Consider the following 14,522-nt stretch of genomic DNA (forward strand, 5'->3'; position numbering starts at 1 on the left):
CGTCATAACGGACACAGGAACGACACATGACAGCGCCGGATTCCCCAACGGCAAAATCCCATGATCTGATAGATTGGTTGGTGACCCGAGGCCTGGAAGGGGCCGACAAACAAGAACTTTTGGACGGGTATTGCACCCGTTTAGTTGATCTTGGTGTGCCCTTGATGCGCTTTCATGCGGCGCAACCGGCCTTGCATCCCGTCTATGGCGGAACGGGCTATAGCTGGTACCGCAGCAAAGGAAGTAATCTGGAAACCTTCGAGTATTCCGAAGAGCCCAGTGAAGTTTGGACACAAAGTCCGCTGTATGCCGTATTGCACGAAGATATCGATGCTATCCGTGAACGGCTGGTCGACCAGAACGAACCCAGCCGCTTTCCTCTGCTAAACGAGTTGCGGGAAAACGGAGCCACGGACTATTACGCGACTGGCATCAGCTTTGATGTGCCGGCTCAACGCAACCCCTATGATGCGAAAGAGGCAATCGACGGCGTCTTGATGTCCTGGTCCAGCAATGCGCCGGAAGGATTCTGCGACGATGATCTGGACGTGATCAATACGGCGCTACCGCATCTGGGGCTGGCTCTGAAGTCAGCCTCGAACGCGCGGGTGTCGAAAGATTTGATGCGGGTTTATCTGGGGCGCGATGCCGGTCGTCGGGTCTTGTCCGGTGAAATCCGTCGCGGGTCACTGCAGCAGATTGATGCGGTGATCTGGAACTTCGATCTGGAAGGGTTCACCAGCCTGTCGGAAGAGATGCCAGGGATCGAAGTCATAGATATGCTGAATGACTACCTGGGTGTGGTGGTCGATGTTGTTCATCAATGCGAAGGCAACATCCTGAAGTTCATGGGCGACGGTGTCATGGCGATGTTTGATGTCGGCGAGATCGATGCCGATGCCCGCGCTGCGCTGGCTGCGGCGACCATGCTGCAAGAGCGCATGGCCGAATTGAACACTCAGCGGAGTTCACGGGGGCAACCGGTTTCGAACTATACGCTGGCATTGCACTCTGGTGAGATCCTCTATGGAAACATCGGCTCCGAAAGTCGGCTGGATTTCACGGTAATTGGTCCGGCGGTCAACCAGACGTCCAGAATTGCGGGGATGCATCGGTCGCTGGGGCAGCGCATCCTGATTTCCGACGATGTAGCCCGCGCGGCCCATCCCTGCGATCAGGATCTGATCTCGGTCGGTCGCTATATGTTGCGGGGCGTGGCAGAGCCGAAAGAGCTGTTTACGATTTACAGAACGGCGGGCTAACCGATCACTGACACCTGTGCCAACGCGTGCGACTGCTGCTGCGCACGATTTCATAGAATGAAATCGATCCGGAAACTTTTAAATTTTCCGGGGTCTTGGGCGGATATGTTGGGTAATTCGAGCTGTGGTCGCTCAGAAATCGATCTCAACACCCGGCAAGCTCAGTTCCTTCATCATGTCGCGCAGTTCCTGGCGTGCGGCGATGTTGGAGATATTGAGCTGCTTGACCCCGATATCCTTGAGGTCCAGCAAAGTCAGTCCGCGCGGGAACAACTCGCGGAAAATCACTCGCTCGGAAAAGCCCGAGGCGACGCGGAAGCCGATGCGCTGTGACAGCATTTCGATCGCGCGTTGCATCTTTTCCTTGTTGACCATGCGCTGGGTCCCGACCCGGTTGCGCACCACTACCCAATCGATGGGTTTCAGCCCGGCCTGTGCACGCAATTGGCGCGCGTTCCAGACCATCTCGGAATAGACCGAGGGGCCAAGGATTCTCTCACCTTTGGAATCGATCCGCGCCAGCAGGTCAAAATCGATGAAACTGTCGTTCAGCGGTGTAATCAGCGTATCGGCCAGCGAATGTGCAACCTGGCTGAGTCGAGTGTGCGAACCGGGGCAGTCGATCAGGATGAAATCGCTATCGCTTTCCAGTTCGGCCACGGCGGCTGAAAGGCGGTGGTCATAGATGTTTTCACCGGGTTGCAGAGCGCTGGCGTCAATCTCGGGCAGGTCGTGGTGGCGTGGGCTGGGCAGAGACAGGTCCGAGCCGTTCAGGAAGTTCAAGCGGTTCTCGAAATACCGGCCCAGACTGCGCTGCCGCAGGTCAAGATCGAGCGTGCTGACCTTGTGCCCCAGCCGTGCCAATGCGGTGGCCACATGCATCGACACGGTTGATTTGCCTGCGCCGCCCTTTTCGTTCCCGACCACAATGATATGTGCCATGCCTGTATTCCCAAGTCCCGCCGTGTTTGCCTACACGTTGTTGGCAGCCACTATATGTTGTGTAGGCCGGGAAGGGAAGAACCTCGGGCCGTCTTGAGCGGTATTATCAAGCCTCAAATTGGAAAAGTGCTTGGTACTTGGGGGTTAGGGTAAATCCTTGCCAAACACACACCCCTGTTTCACTGTCCATCCTATGGATTTGTGATCGAGGGCAGCCATTGGATCATCTGTTTCTGAACGTTTTGAACGTGGTTCTGCCTGTCCTGATTTGCGCTGGAATCGGTTACGCTCTGGCTTTGATCAGGGCCCCCTATGACAACAAGGTTATTGGCGGGATCGTCTCGCGGGTCGGGTATCCGACGCTGATTATCTCGCACCTTTCAACCACCCAGATTGCGGTCGGCACCTTTCTTGATGTCATGATGGCCGCCGCTTTGGCGATTGCAGGTTTTGGGCTGTTGGGGCTTGTCGCGCTCAAACTGATGCGGCTGCCGGTGCGGGCATTTCTGACGCCACTGATGCATGGCAATGTCGGCAATATCGGCCTGCCCATCACCCTTTTGGCGCTGGGCGATGCGGGAATGGCCTATACGATGGCATTTGTGGTGGTTGTGCTGATCAGTATCTTCACGATCGGCATGTGGATTCCGGCCGGAGAATTCTCGCCCAAGAAACTGGCGACTTCGCCGATTATTTACGCGGTCGCACTGTCGCTGGTGTTGATGGCGACGGGCACCAGCCTGCCGCAACCGGTGGCCAAATCCTTTGATATTCTGGGTGGGCTCTCGATCCCGCTGATGTTGCTGACGCTGGGCCACACGCTGGCGACCCTGCGGATCAAAAGCCTTGGCCGAGCCGTTTTGCTGACAGCGCTGCACCTGCTGATGGCTGCGGTGATTGCCAGCGCGTTAGTCTGGAGCTTCGGCTTCACCGGGGCTGAGCGGGGTGCGGTGATCCTGTGCTGTTTGATGCCATCCTCTGTCGCGACCTATTTGTTTATCGATCAGCATGTGCCGGAATACGGACCCGATGTGGCCGGGTTCATTCTGGTTTCGACTCTGTCCACGATCCTGGTGCTGCCATTGGCGCTGTCCTACTGGATCTAATAGGCGCTGGGCGCGCAGCGCGCTAAAAACAGTATCTATCAGCAAAAAACCGTTTAATAATAGGCACAACACGGTGCCCGAAGGGCCAGCGCGCTATTCCTGAACGGGGGACAGGCAGATGCCAAAAGACGTCACTGAGGACATATCCGGCGCGGGAGGGGCACGTCTGGTTCTGGTGATGACCGCGCTGTGCATGATGGTTGTTGGCTTCAACACAACCGCCGTTGCGACGATCCTGCCAAATCTGAAGGCCGAGTTCGATCTGTCGCCTTCCAGCCTGCAATGGGTGATGGCGATCTATACGGTGGTTAGCGCGACCCTCGTTACCATCGTCAGCCGACTTGGCGATATCACCGGCAAGATGGGCGTCTTCTTTGCCGGAATGATCGTGTTCGGTCTTGGCTCGGCCCTTGTGTTGTTTTCACAGGATGCAGCCATGTTGCTGGCAGGCCGCGGGGCCCAAGGTGCCGGGGCGGCAGCGCTGTTTGGCACCTCGCTTTCGCTGCTGACTGCCGCCACGCCCGAGGAACAACGGGCCAGCGTCACCGGTGCCTGGGGCGCGATCGTCGGGCTGGCAATTGGTGTTGGTCCGATCGTTGGCGGCGCGTTTGCGCATTACCTCAGCTGGCGGGGCGTGTTTGCCACCGATCTGGCGCTGCTGATCGTGGCCTTTGCGGTCGGGTTGCGGGTCAGCAAAGAGCATTACGTCCCCGACACCCGTCTTGCAGGCGCAAAGTTCGATCTTGCGGGTGCAGTCGCATTGGTCCTGCTGCTTGGCCCGCTATCCTTCGCGCTCAGCAACGGGGAAAGCCACGGATGGGCCACAAGATCGACCCTGATCCCGCTTGCCGTGTCGGCTGTAGCGGTGATTGCACTGATCATCACCTCGCGCCGCAGCGCGGACCCTCTGATCGAGCTGCGCTACTTCCGCCACCCCCGTTATTTCATGGCGGCGGCAGGGATGTTCATTACCGGCTTCGCGCTGTTCAGCTTTTTCGTCTATTTCAACGTCTTCGTGCAATCGCCAGATGCGTTTGGCCTGTCCGCTGTTGGGGCGGGGGTGGCGATCCTGCCGTTGAGCCTCAGTATGTTCGTCGTGTCTGTGGTGGCTCCGCGTTTTCTTGCACCTTACAGTTTTCGATGGCCGGTGATCCTGGGCATGGGGTTCATGACCTGTGGGTTCATGCTGTTGACGACAACGACGAACACAACAGGCATGGGTGCGATTTGGTGGAAGCTGGTGATTATCGGGATCGGGCTTGGCATCGGTTTTTCGTTATTGCCGCGTCTCGGGCTGCGCTTGTTGCCGGAAGAACATATGGGGCAGGGCTCGGGCGTAGTGAATGCGTTCCTTTATTTTGGGGCCACGCTTGGTGCGGTTGTCGGCGGGTTGGCTGAAGCGATCACCACCCGGCGCGGCCTGACCGAAGTGATCAACGCCTTGCCCACCGGGTCCGAGCAACGGGCCGACCTGGCCCATGCACTGACACATGGCACCGCCAGTCAGGTGCAGCAGCTTATAGCGGCGCTTGATCCGACCACGGGCGAAGCGTTGGCGCGCGCCTTACGAGATCTGCAGGATGATGCATTTAACAGTGCCATGCTTGTCGCCGCTATCGCTGCGCTTTTGGGGATGATCCTGGCTGCCGTAATGCTGCGAGGCCCCGTGCCTCCACCGCACAGCGCGGTTGATCTGACAAGGGACTGATCGTCGGTGGGGCCACTTGTGACCGGCACCCAATCGGCCTAGGCTTTTGCCATGTGTGGAAAATTTGCAGCCGGTCACCTGACACAGCGGGAAATGCTGGCAATTACCGAGTATTTTCTCTACGGCAAGGTCTCGCCTGATCTGCCCGAACAGCTGCCTTCGGGTGGGTACAATGTGTCTCCGACCAATCGGGTTGGCATGGTCCGTTGGGACGGCGACCGGGCCGAGCTGGCGACGGCGCGCTGGCAGATCAAGGACCCGCGCAGCAAGAAGCCGATGATCAATTCGAAGATCGAAAATGTCAGCTTCTGGCAGCAATACTGGAACAAGGGGCGCTGTCTTATTCCGGCGCTGGGATATTACGAGTGGCCCAAGGACCAGGGCCATGATTGCCCGGTCTACATCACGGTTCAGCGCAATGCCCCGGTGATGTTTTTTGCGGGGTTTTACAGGACTGATGACAGCAGCCATAGCTGCACTATCCTGACCCGGACACCCAGCCCGCAGATCGCGCATATTCACAACCGCATGCCAGTGATCCTGACCCCGGATGAGATCGAAAACTGGCTATCAGGCGTCACGACCGCGCAAGAGGCGCAGCAGTCGTTGGGCACGCAGTACGAAGGCCGGTTTGAATATCACACCGTCAAACCCATCAAACGCGGAGCTGAGGGCGAAGATATGATTGAGCCTTACACGCCCCCGGTCCAGACCGGGTTTGATTTCTGAAACAGCCGCAAAGTGCAGTGGCGCAATTCCAAAACAAAAAAGGCCGCCCAAATGGACGGCCTTTCGCATTTCAACCAGGTCGGGATTAGAAGCCCAGACCTTCGTATTTCTTCTTGAACTTCGACACGCGGCCGCCTGCGTCCATCAGGCGCGACGAACCACCGGTCCATGCGGGGTGCACGGAAGGGTCGATTTCCAGAGCCAACTGGTCGCCTTCACTGCCCCAGGTGGATTTCATCTGAACCACAGAGCCATCGGTCATTTTGACGTTGATGACGTGATAATCGGGATGGATGTCTTTTTTCATCTTTCCGCTCCTTACGCCTCGGCGCCAGCCTTGGGCTTGTAGTTGGTGACTTCTGCGATACGCGCGGATTTACCACGGCGCGAGCGCAGGTAGTAAAGTTTGGCGCGACGAACGCGGCCACGGCGGACAACGGTGATGCTGTCGATATTGGTCGAATGCAGCGGGAACACACGCTCCACGCCTTCGCCAAACGAAATCTTGCGAACGGTGAACGAACCGGCGATGCCGCTGCCACCTTTGCGCGCGATGCAGACGCCTTCATAGTTCTGCACACGGGTACGCGACCCTTCGGTCACTTTAAAGCCGACACGGATGGTGTCACCGGCTTTGAAATCGGGGATGTCTTTCCCCAGGGCGGCAATCTGTTCCGCCTCAAGCTGTGCGATCAGGTCCATCGCAGTTACTCCTATCTGCTCGTGGTTGGTCCACGAAGTTTGGGCACGGCCTGAGAGCTCTTGGTCTTCACCGGGTCCTGCGTACAGCCCGCCAGAGGTCAGATCGAATGTTCCTTTTGGCTCGGTCCGCCCTGTCGCGCCGGTGCCGAAGAAAGCTGGGCGTCACGTCAGGATGCAAACCAAAACACCGGAGTCGCGTAACGCCACACCGGATTGCGCTGCTTTACGGGCTTTGCGGGCGGGGATCAAGCCTTATTCTTGGTGAAACAGGTGAGTTTTTGCCACCCGTCAAATCCACCGTTGCCTTGTTCACCAGATCAGGCATTCTGGGGTTAATTATAAGAGCAGATTTTTGATACAGGATCATAAGATGCGCAAAGCACTTCTGCTGGCCGTTATGGCGCTTGCACTTGTCTCATGTGGTCGCCGCGGCCCGCAACCTCAGGCGGTTGAGCCGCAGGCCTTCGCGGACACGACCCCGCCTTCGATCATCTACCCCGCCTTTGGTGACGCTGACCCGCACCCGTGGGAGGGACGTCATCCCGGCCATTACCCGGTGCATGGGCTGGATGTCTCGCGTTGGCAGGGGCCGATTGATTGGCGCACCGCGCAGAAGAATGGTGTCAGCTTTGCCTTCATCAAAGCCACCGAGGGCGGAGATTTTACCGACCCGATGTTCGACGAGCACCGACGCGGCGCACAAGCTGCCGGAGTGCCGTGGGGGGCCTATCACTATTATTATTTCTGCCGTCCGGCCCATGAACAGGCGCGTTGGTTCATCCAGAACGTGCCCAAAGGGGCCGACCTGCCGCATGTGCTGGATATGGAATGGACGCCCCATTCCAAAACCTGCACCTTGCGCCCTGATGGCCGAACCGTTCGGGCCGAGGCGCAGCGGTTCCTTGATATTCTCGAGCGCCACTATGGCCGACGCCCGATTGTCTACACGACGGTAGATTTCTACGGCGACACCGATATCGGACGACTTCCCAAAACTGAGTTCTGGCTGCGCTCGGTCGCGGGCCACCCGCGCAACGTTTATCCAGGCTCGGTCTGGCGGTTCTGGCAATACACCGGCACCGGGCTGGTGCCGGGGGTTCAGGGTAAGGTGGACATCAACACCTTCAACGGCACGCCGGAAACCTGGGCGTTGTGGAAGGCAACCCGTTAGTCTTAGCCCTTATCTTCTGATTTTCGATAGGCGTCCCACAGATCGGGCCGCCGTTCGCGGGTGATCTGTTCCGACATTTCATGACGCCAATCCGCAATGCGTCCATGGTGGCCTGACATCAGGATCTCGGGGATCGGGCGGCCTTTCCAGTCGGCGGGGCGGGTGTATTGCGGATGCTCCAATAAGCCAGAGGAAAAGCTCTCCTCCTCGGCTGAGGCCTGATTGCCCAGAACGCCCGGGATCAGCCGCACGGTGGCGTCGATCAGGGCCTGCGCGGCGATTTCACCCCCGGTCATGACAAAATCACCCAAGCTGATCTCTTGCACGCCGTAATGTTCCAGCACCCGCTCATCGACGCCTTCGAAACGACCACATAGCAGGGTCATGCCATCGCAGCGAGCCAGGTTTTGCATCATTTTCTGATCCATCCGACGCCCACGTGGGCTGAGGTAGATCAACGGCCAGTTGCCCCGGATGCCCGCCATCGTATGCTCAATGGCCTCACCCAGCACATCGGCACGCAGCACCATGCCCGCACCGCCGCCCGCAGGGGTGTCATCCACATTGCGGTGCTTGCCGATCCCGAATTGGCGCAAATCCACAGTTTCCAACTGCCATAGCCCTTCTTGCAGGGCCTTGCCGGTCAGGCTTTCGCCCAGAACACCGGGGAAGGCAGATGGGAACAACGTGATTATCTTGGCCTTCCACACCCCGTGCAGATCGGGCGTCGGCGTCATCAACTCGCGCGGCTTCAACGTTGGACGGATGGCTTTGCGGCCATGGGACTTTCCGGGTTTATCTGTCATCTCGAGCCGATCAGATCATTCTGGGTGCTTTGAACCAAAGCCGTCTTTTGATCGATCAGCGCAGCATCGTCCAGATCGGATCGGTTCATTTCCAGCATCTGCTGCAAGACATCCTCGGGCAGGCGTGGGTTTGATCGGGTCGGGCCTACCAATTCGGCGGCTTTGTCCGCAGGCAGGTCAAGGAATTCAGCAAAAGTGCTTCCAAGCCCATGTCGCTGGCCCTGCAGATCTTCCAGCCATTCGGTGCGGACCGAGACCGAGGGCAAACGGTCGCGCACAGCCGCAGCAGCAATCTGAGGCGACGGCACCGGTTCAAGCCGGGCGCGGAAAGTCTCAAAATCCTGAATTAGGCGCGAGCGTTGAAGATCATGTGCCCACAGGCTGCGCAGCCAGCTTCCGCGTTGGCGCAGCGAGTAGTAGATCGTGATATGCACCTCTTCCCCGGCAAACCGGTCGCGGATCAGGCCGACAAGGCACGAGGCGAGCTCGGGCGCGGCCTCATATCCCACCGCGACATTGCGGCTGGGGCGCAGGCCTGAGAAATTCTCTTCGCTCAGAACCAGCCCGCGCTTCTGGCCAAATTCCAGTGAATTCAGGAAGTGACGCATCTGATCCTTGAAATCGCTCATCGCGCCGGGGGTGCCGTAGACGGAATAGCGAGTGGCTGCTTCGGACAAGCCGGTTTTGCGGGTCCGATAGGGCAGGACCAACGCATGGTGCGGCCAGATCAGTGAGCGGTTTTCGAACAGAAAGGACTGTGCCGCCGTCGTCCCGGTCTTGTGCAGACCCAGATGCAGCAACACGCGGCGCATTACAGCAGGCCCTCGGGCGGATCAGCGATGATGCGGCCCTTGTCCAGATCAACGGTCGGAACGGATTCGAGTGTAAACGGCAGCAGCACGGTGGCCTTTAAGCCCGGCCCATGCAGTTCCAACAGATCCGCCGCACCGTGATTTTGCACCGATTTCACTCGGCCCAGCAGCGTGCCGCCGGTGTCATAAACCTCAAGCCCGATAAGGTCGGTGTGGTAAAACTCATCATCCGGCAGCGACGGCAATTGATCGCGCCGCGCATAAAGGCGCAGGCCATTCAGCGCATCCGCCGCTTCCTTCGTCTCAATGCCACCCAGCCGAGCGGCAAAGCCGTTCTTGATCGCGCGGGTCAGGACTACTGGATAGCGCTCTTTACCTTCTTCGTCTGTCAGCGGCGAGTAGCCCTCGATATCCTCGGGGACGGCACAGAAACTTTTCAGCCGCACCTCGCCGCGCACCCCATACGAGCCCGCGATGCTGCCTACGCAGATCAGATCACTCATTTCGACCATCCGTCACACATAGCCCGTCCCGCCATTGTCCGATCACCTCGCACGCCTCGCGCTGGTTCGAGCGTTCGAAGAATACGCCCACAATAAATGCGATCGCCAGCAGGATGGGAAGCCGTAACAAACCGAACATGACTAACGCACCTCGATCGGCAGAGAGGCGTCGCGGCATTCCCAGCCGACCTGCTCCAGCTCCGGCGTATCGGATTGGGCCTCGGGCCAGCCCAAGCAGAAATATCCGATCAACCGCCAGTCCTCGGGGACATCCAGATCGCGCACCATCTGGTCCGGGTCGAGGATCGAGACCCAGCCCAGGCCCAAGCCTTCTGCCCGCAAGGCGAGCCAGAAGAGCGTGATGGCTGAGACGACGGAATAACGCCGCATTTCGGGCATAGTGCCTGCGCCGAGACCTTGACCTTTGTCGGTGGCATCGTCGCAAAACACGGCCAGCTGCACCGGAGCTTCTTTCATCCCGGACAGTTTCAGCTGGCTGTACAGCTGCGCCTTTTCGCCGGAATACCCGCTCAGCGCCCGCTCGTTGGCCGCTTGGAAATTCTTCAGCGCCGCGTCGCGCGCGGCCTGACTTTCGATGCGGATCACGCGCCAGGGTTCGCTGAGCCCAACAGAAGGGGCCAGTCGAAACGCGTCGAGGCAGCGCGTAAGCACTGCCTCGTCAATTGCATCGGTGCGAAACCGGCGCACATCACGCCGGAGCCGCATCAACAGATCGAACTGCGTGCGAAAATCGTCGGAAAAGGCCTGATCCTGCACGCGCCCGACTGCTTATTCTTCTGCAGCAGCTTCTTCAGCCGGTGCAGCAGCCGCTTCGGCAGCTTCAGCAGCCTTGGCAGCTTTCTCTTCCGCGCGTTCCTGAGCTTTCTTGCCCGGAGTACCCTTGTTGGGGTTGTTGCGCTCGGCCTTGTCACGGGCGCCGGCAGCTTCCAGCATACGTGCGATCCGGTCGGTGGGCTGTGCGCCCTGATCCAGCCAGTACTGGATGCGCTCCATGTTCATTTTCACGCGCTCTTCGCTGTCTTTCGGCAGCAGCGGGTTGTAGGTGCCCAGTTTTTCGATGAAACGACCATCGCGCGGCATACGGCTGTCAGCCGCAACAATGCGATAGAAGGGACGCTTTTTCGAGCCGCCGCGGGCGAGACGAATTTTCATTGCCATGGTGGTATCTCCTTTAGATGGCGTTTACCGGGATCGTTTCCGGTTAATTCTGATGTTTCTTGTGGTGTCGGATGACTTCCTGAATGATGAAATTCAGAAAAGCCTTGGCGAAATCGGGGTCCAGATCGGCCTCTTTCGCCAGGTCTTCTAACCGTGCGATCTGCGCAGCCTCGCGCGACGGATCGGACGGGGGAAGGTCGTGTGCGGCCTTGAGCTTGCCAACGGCCTGCGTGTGCTTGAACCGCTCGCCCAGCGTATAGACCAGGATCGCATCCAGCCGGTCGATGCTTTCGCGGTGATCCTTCAACAGCGCGGCAGCTTGTGTCACGGGGTTGTTCATTGGCCGGTCCTTTCGGTGGTCAAATCAATCTGCGGATGACGCCAGATCTGAGCGTGCTTGCCCAAAAGCTCGGCTCTCTCAATCTCCAGCGTTGCGCCCAGCCGTTCGGCCAGCGCGCGCGAGCGGTCATTGGCATGGGCGATGTAGGAAATCACACCGTTCAGCCCCTGATGCCGAGCTGCATAGTCGCGTGCAGCCGCGGCGGCCTCAAAGCCCAGACCTTTGCCTTCGGCCTCTGCCATCAGCGTCCAGCCCAGCTCGGGCTCGGCCCAGCCGGGTACGTAGATCATGCCTGCCCATCCCACGAATGCGCCGCTGGCCTTTTCAGTCAGATGCCACAGACCATAACCGCGCAGCGCCCAATGACCCAATCTGTTCGAAAGAGAGCTCCAGCTTCCAAGCGCGTCCTTGGGACCACCAACCATATGGCTGCGCTCGGTCGCGTAGAACGCGGTCATCGCAGGCAGATCGTCCAGATGCGGTGCGCGAAGGATCAGGCGGTCGGTTTCGACGGTGGGTATAGTGAACGAGGTCATGCGTATGCCTCCACGCCACCGTTTACCAGATCGGCAGGCGCAGAATGACGCCAGACCTGCATCGCCCCGAAAGCCGGGTGTTTGAACATATATTCGAACTGCGCGCCCAGCCGTTCCGCGACAGCCTTGCTGCCCAGATTATCCGGATCGATCAGCGAGATTGCGGTTTCCCAGCCCAGCACGTCATAGGCATGTGCACGTGCAGCCAGTGCCGCTTCGGTCGCATAACCCTTGCCGGTGGCGTGGTTCATCAGGGTCCAGCCAATTTCGGGCTCGGGCCAGCTATGCGGGTTCCACAAGCCAACATGGCCTACATAGGTGCCCGTGTCTTTTTCCTCGACACCCCAGAAGCCATATCCCCGCATCGCCCAGTGGCCTAACAGCATCGCAACAGCGCGCCATGTCTCATCCGGGCGTTTCGGGCCGCCGACGAATTTCGAGGCGTCGCTGGCAAAAAACTCTGCCTCAGCCTCAAAATCGGCCTCGCAAGGGGCCCGCATGATCAGGCGTTCGGTTTCCAGCGTTGGTATGGCCATGGCAAGTGTCATGCCTGCACCTCGCCGTATCGCCAGACATGCTGGGTTGGGCCAAAGGCGCTTTCGGCAACGGCGTCGCGCGTTGCACCCAGACGCTGTGCCAATGCGTTCGAACGCGTGTTAGATTGCGAAACGTAACTTACGAACTGGCCGGATCCGAGCAGATCAAGCCCAAAATCGCGAACGGCGCTGCACGCTTCGGTCGCGTAACCTTGCATGCGGAACTTGCTATCGAACATATAGCCAAGCTCGGGCTCGTGGTCGTCCCATTCGAGGCCCAGAATGACGAAGCCAATGACCTGATCGTCGTCCTTTAGCGAGACCGTGAACAGGCCATGCCCATGCAAAAGCCAGCCCGATGTGTAGTAGGAAAACTCAGTCCAGGCGTCCTGTTCGGTATCGCCAAAGCTGTCCTTGCAGATCGATGTCCACACCGGCAGGTCGTCCAGAGTGGGTGCACGCAGAACCAGCCGCCGGGTTTCAATGACCGGCAGGGCCGCGCGATACTGCGCTGCTGCCATCGCCGCCTTTCCGGACGGGGGCTGGGTGCAGCGTGCTGACGTCACTTTTTCTTTCCAAAACCGCTCAACCCCGGGGGCAGGCCCATGCCGCCACCCAGTCCGGGCAGACCGCCGGGCATCTTACCGCCCATCGCTTTGGCGGCTTGTTCCAGCGCCTTGGGGTCCATGCCCGCAGCCATTTCCTCGGGGCTTGGGCCACCTTTGCCGAACATGCCTTTCATGGCCTGTTTCAGCATCTTGCCTTTGCCCATTTTGCCCATCTTTTTCATCATGTCGGACATCTGCCGGTGCATCTTGAGCAGCTTGTTGAGATCGCTGACCTCCATACCCGAACCGGCGGCGATGCGTTTCTTGCGGCTGGCTTGCAGCAGTTGCGGGTTGGCGCGTTCGCGTTTGGTCATCGACTGGATCAGCGCGATTTGCTGGCGCAGGATTTTATCGTCCAGACCGGCCTGATCCATCTGCTTGGCCATCTTGTTCATGCCCGGCATCATGCCCATCATGCCCTGCATGCCGCCCATCTGGATCATCTGCTCCAGCTGCATTTTCAGGTCGTTCATGTTGAACTGACCTTTGACCATGCGCTTCATCATGCGCTCGGTCTGTTCCATCTCCATCGTTTCCTGGGCTTTTTCGACCAGAGCGACGATGTCGCCCATGCCCAGAATACGACCGGCGATCCGGTCCGGCTCGAAGGTTTCGAGCGCGTCCATCTTCTCGCCCAGACCAACAAAGCGGATCGGCTTGCCGGTGACCGCGCGCATCGACAGCGCCGCACCGCCGCGCCCGTCACCGTCCATACGGGTCAGGACCACGCCCGAGATGCCGACCTTGGCATCAAACTCTTCGGCCACTTCAACAGCGACCTGACCGGTCAGGCCGTCGACCACCAGCAGCGTCTCACGCGGGTCGACCACGTTACGAACCTGCTCGACCTCGTCCATCAGGACTTCGTCGATATGCAGACGGCCCGCGGTGTCGAGCATATAGACGTCATAGCCGCCCAGCGTTGCCTGTTGCTTGGCGCGCTTGGCGATATCAACCGGCGTCTGACCGGGTACGATCGGCAGCGTATCTACACCAACCTGCGTGCCCAGAACCGCAAGCTGATCCATCGCCGCTGGGCGATAGACGTCGAGCGAGGCCATCAGGACCTTCTTGCCCTCTTTCTCTTTCAGGCGTTTCGCCAGCTTACCGGTGGTGGTTGTCTTACCGGAACCCTGCAGGCCGACCATCAGGATCGGGGCAGGCGGGTTGTCGATCTTCAGCGCACCGGGGTCTTCTTCGCCGCGCAGTGTATCGACCAACGCGTCGTGCACGATCTTAACGACCTGCTGGCCGGGCGTGATCGATTTGGTGACAGCTTGACCGGTCGCCTGTTCCTGTACTTTCTTGACGAACTCGCGCGCCACCGGCAGCGAGACGTCGGCCTCAAGCAGGGCAACGCGGACTTCGCGCAGGGCGGTTTTCACGTCTTCTTCAGACAGGGCACCCTGTTTGGTCAGCCGGTCAAAGACGCCGGAAAGGCGTTCGGATAGATTTTCAAACATGCCTTCGGCCTCCTTAGCCGGTTATCTGGTGGCGTGCCCTAGATAGGACGCGTCGGTTAAATGCACAAACGCCCCCACGGGCGAAACTCGCTGGTGGGGGGCGATCCCTGAACGACTCA

The 14,522-nt window shown here is 59.2% G+C and carries 19 protein-coding genes; 5 read left to right on the forward strand and 14 right to left on the reverse strand.

Features of this window, described 5'->3' with window-relative positions; genetic code table 11:
- The first annotated feature begins 26 nt into the window (after positions 1 to 26).
- Positions 27 to 1,262, forward strand: coding sequence for an adenylate/guanylate cyclase domain-containing protein (locus ACR0AY_RS14735; protein ID WP_170392675.1), 1,236 nt, complete (start codon positions 27 to 29; stop codon positions 1,260 to 1,262).
- A gap of 132 nt (positions 1,263 to 1,394) precedes the next feature.
- Here the strand turns inward: ACR0AY_RS14735 and ACR0AY_RS14740 are convergent, their stop codons facing one another.
- Positions 1,395 to 2,204: a division plane positioning ATPase MipZ gene (locus ACR0AY_RS14740; RefSeq protein WP_170402416.1), complete on the reverse strand. Its 810-nt coding sequence runs from the start codon at positions 2,202 to 2,204 to the stop codon at positions 1,395 to 1,397.
- 218 nt (positions 2,205 to 2,422) lie between these two features.
- On the opposite strand from ACR0AY_RS14740, the gene ACR0AY_RS14745 reads away from it, so the two are divergent.
- From ACR0AY_RS14745 to ACR0AY_RS14755, 3 genes are all read left to right on the forward strand, one after another.
- Complete coding sequence (locus ACR0AY_RS14745; RefSeq protein ID WP_170513352.1) at positions 2,423 to 3,310, forward strand: AEC family transporter; 888 nt, start codon at positions 2,423 to 2,425, stop codon at positions 3,308 to 3,310.
- A gap of 118 nt (positions 3,311 to 3,428) precedes the next feature.
- Positions 3,429 to 5,018, forward strand: a complete 1,590-nt coding sequence (locus tag ACR0AY_RS14750; RefSeq protein ID WP_170392671.1) for an MFS transporter — start codon at positions 3,429 to 3,431, stop codon at positions 5,016 to 5,018.
- A gap of 51 nt (positions 5,019 to 5,069) precedes the next feature.
- Positions 5,070 to 5,747, forward strand: a complete 678-nt coding sequence (locus ACR0AY_RS14755; protein ID WP_170513355.1) for an SOS response-associated peptidase — start codon at positions 5,070 to 5,072, stop codon at positions 5,745 to 5,747.
- Between the two features lie 85 nt (positions 5,748 to 5,832).
- Here ACR0AY_RS14755 and rpmE read toward each other — a convergent pair whose 3' ends face one another.
- Both rpmE and rplS read right to left on the reverse strand, forming a co-directional pair.
- The gene (gene rpmE, locus ACR0AY_RS14760; RefSeq protein WP_170392669.1) at positions 5,833 to 6,054 is read right to left on the reverse strand and encodes a 50S ribosomal protein L31; all 222 of its coding nucleotides are present in this window, start codon (positions 6,052 to 6,054) and stop codon (positions 5,833 to 5,835) included.
- 11 nt (positions 6,055 to 6,065) lie between these two features.
- On the reverse strand, positions 6,066 to 6,449 hold the full coding sequence (rplS, locus tag ACR0AY_RS14765; protein ID WP_170328369.1) for a 50S ribosomal protein L19: 384 nt from the start codon (positions 6,447 to 6,449) through the stop codon (positions 6,066 to 6,068).
- Between the two features lie 370 nt (positions 6,450 to 6,819).
- Here rplS and ACR0AY_RS14770 point away from each other — a divergent pair, with 370 nt between their 5' ends.
- Entirely contained in the window at positions 6,820 to 7,620 is an 801-nt protein-coding gene (locus tag ACR0AY_RS14770) for a glycoside hydrolase family 25 protein (RefSeq protein WP_170392668.1), read from the forward strand.
- Positions 7,621 to 7,622: 2 nt separating this feature from the next.
- On the opposite strand, the gene trmD is transcribed toward ACR0AY_RS14770, so the two are convergent.
- Genes trmD through ffh form a run of 11 tightly spaced genes read right to left on the reverse strand, consistent with a single transcriptional unit; the run spans position 7,623 to position 14,403 of the window.
- Complete coding sequence (gene trmD / locus ACR0AY_RS14775; RefSeq protein ID WP_170392667.1) at positions 7,623 to 8,426, reverse strand: tRNA (guanosine(37)-N1)-methyltransferase TrmD; 804 nt, start codon at positions 8,424 to 8,426, stop codon at positions 7,623 to 7,625.
- Positions 8,423 to 9,238: a hypothetical protein gene (locus tag ACR0AY_RS14780; RefSeq protein WP_170425117.1), complete on the reverse strand. Its 816-nt coding sequence runs from the start codon at positions 9,236 to 9,238 to the stop codon at positions 8,423 to 8,425. The genes trmD and ACR0AY_RS14780 overlap by 4 nt, the downstream gene beginning before the upstream one ends.
- Positions 9,238 to 9,741, reverse strand: a complete 504-nt coding sequence (gene rimM / locus ACR0AY_RS14785; protein WP_170392665.1) for a ribosome maturation factor RimM — start codon at positions 9,739 to 9,741, stop codon at positions 9,238 to 9,240. The genes ACR0AY_RS14780 and rimM overlap by 1 nt, the downstream gene beginning before the upstream one ends.
- A complete protein-coding gene (locus ACR0AY_RS14790) occupies positions 9,734 to 9,880 on the reverse strand; it encodes a hypothetical protein (protein ID WP_170392664.1) in 147 nt (48 codons plus the stop codon). Before ACR0AY_RS14790 ends, rimM begins: the two co-directional genes overlap by 8 nt.
- A gap of 2 nt (positions 9,881 to 9,882) precedes the next feature.
- Positions 9,883 to 10,518: a 5,6-dimethylbenzimidazole synthase gene (bluB, locus tag ACR0AY_RS14795; RefSeq protein WP_170392663.1), complete on the reverse strand. Its 636-nt coding sequence runs from the start codon at positions 10,516 to 10,518 to the stop codon at positions 9,883 to 9,885.
- Positions 10,519 to 10,530: 12 nt separating this feature from the next.
- A complete protein-coding gene (gene rpsP, locus ACR0AY_RS14800) occupies positions 10,531 to 10,920 on the reverse strand; it encodes a 30S ribosomal protein S16 (RefSeq protein WP_010437590.1) in 390 nt (129 codons plus the stop codon).
- Between the two features lie 43 nt (positions 10,921 to 10,963).
- Positions 10,964 to 11,260, reverse strand: a complete 297-nt coding sequence (locus tag ACR0AY_RS14805; protein ID WP_170392662.1) for a chorismate mutase — start codon at positions 11,258 to 11,260, stop codon at positions 10,964 to 10,966.
- Entirely contained in the window at positions 11,257 to 11,796 is a 540-nt protein-coding gene (locus ACR0AY_RS14810; protein ID WP_170513361.1) for a GNAT family N-acetyltransferase, read from the reverse strand. Before ACR0AY_RS14810 ends, ACR0AY_RS14805 begins: the two co-directional genes overlap by 4 nt.
- Positions 11,793 to 12,344: a GNAT family N-acetyltransferase gene (locus tag ACR0AY_RS14815; protein WP_170513364.1), complete on the reverse strand. Its 552-nt coding sequence runs from the start codon at positions 12,342 to 12,344 to the stop codon at positions 11,793 to 11,795. Before ACR0AY_RS14815 ends, ACR0AY_RS14810 begins: the two co-directional genes overlap by 4 nt.
- Entirely contained in the window at positions 12,341 to 12,853 is a 513-nt protein-coding gene (locus tag ACR0AY_RS14820) for a GNAT family N-acetyltransferase (RefSeq protein WP_170513367.1), read from the reverse strand. The genes ACR0AY_RS14815 and ACR0AY_RS14820 overlap by 4 nt, the downstream gene beginning before the upstream one ends.
- A 41-nt stretch (positions 12,854 to 12,894) precedes the next feature.
- Positions 12,895 to 14,403 carry a signal recognition particle protein gene (gene ffh / locus ACR0AY_RS14825; protein WP_170402391.1) on the reverse strand — a complete coding sequence of 503 codons (1,509 nt, stop codon included), beginning with the start codon at positions 14,401 to 14,403 and terminating at the stop codon, positions 12,895 to 12,897.
- Positions 14,404 to 14,522: the final 119 nt, after the last annotated feature.

The organism is Ruegeria sp. A5 (assembly GCF_056543005.1).

What these genes read in the sequence shown, in the direction of transcription:
- ACR0AY_RS14755 (WP_170513355.1), top strand. Translation starts at nt 5,070, where the DNA reads ATGTGTGGAAAATTTGCAGCCGGTCACCTGACACAGCGGGAAATGCTG.
- rimM (WP_170392665.1), bottom strand. Translation starts at nt 9,741, where the DNA reads ATGAGTGATCTGATCTGCGTAGGCAGCATCGCGGGCTCGTATGGGGTG.
- ACR0AY_RS14735 (WP_170392675.1), top strand. Translation starts at nt 27, where the DNA reads ATGACAGCGCCGGATTCCCCAACGGCAAAATCCCATGATCTGATAGAT.
- ACR0AY_RS14810 (WP_170513361.1), bottom strand. Translation starts at nt 11,796, where the DNA reads ATGACCTCGTTCACTATACCCACCGTCGAAACCGACCGCCTGATCCTT.
- trmD (WP_170392667.1), bottom strand. Translation starts at nt 8,426, where the DNA reads ATGACAGATAAACCCGGAAAGTCCCATGGCCGCAAAGCCATCCGTCCA.
- ACR0AY_RS14815 (WP_170513364.1), bottom strand. Translation starts at nt 12,344, where the DNA reads ATGACACTTGCCATGGCCATACCAACGCTGGAAACCGAACGCCTGATC.
- ACR0AY_RS14740 (WP_170402416.1), bottom strand. Translation starts at nt 2,204, where the DNA reads ATGGCACATATCATTGTGGTCGGGAACGAAAAGGGCGGCGCAGGCAAA.
- ACR0AY_RS14805 (WP_170392662.1), bottom strand. Translation starts at nt 11,260, where the DNA reads ATGAACAACCCCGTGACACAAGCTGCCGCGCTGTTGAAGGATCACCGC.
- ACR0AY_RS14750 (WP_170392671.1), top strand. Translation starts at nt 3,429, where the DNA reads ATGCCAAAAGACGTCACTGAGGACATATCCGGCGCGGGAGGGGCACGT.
- rpmE (WP_170392669.1), bottom strand. Translation starts at nt 6,054, where the DNA reads ATGAAAAAAGACATCCATCCCGATTATCACGTCATCAACGTCAAAATG.
- rpsP (WP_010437590.1), bottom strand. Translation starts at nt 10,920, where the DNA reads ATGGCAATGAAAATTCGTCTCGCCCGCGGCGGCTCGAAAAAGCGTCCC.
- ACR0AY_RS14770 (WP_170392668.1), top strand. Translation starts at nt 6,820, where the DNA reads ATGCGCAAAGCACTTCTGCTGGCCGTTATGGCGCTTGCACTTGTCTCA.
- ACR0AY_RS14820 (WP_170513367.1), bottom strand. Translation starts at nt 12,853, where the DNA reads ATGGCAGCAGCGCAGTATCGCGCGGCCCTGCCGGTCATTGAAACCCGG.
- rplS (WP_170328369.1), bottom strand. Translation starts at nt 6,449, where the DNA reads ATGGACCTGATCGCACAGCTTGAGGCGGAACAGATTGCCGCCCTGGGG.
- ACR0AY_RS14790 (WP_170392664.1), bottom strand. Translation starts at nt 9,880, where the DNA reads ATGTTCGGTTTGTTACGGCTTCCCATCCTGCTGGCGATCGCATTTATT.
- ACR0AY_RS14780 (WP_170425117.1), bottom strand. Translation starts at nt 9,238, where the DNA reads ATGCGCCGCGTGTTGCTGCATCTGGGTCTGCACAAGACCGGGACGACG.
- ffh (WP_170402391.1), bottom strand. Translation starts at nt 14,403, where the DNA reads ATGTTTGAAAATCTATCCGAACGCCTTTCCGGCGTCTTTGACCGGCTG.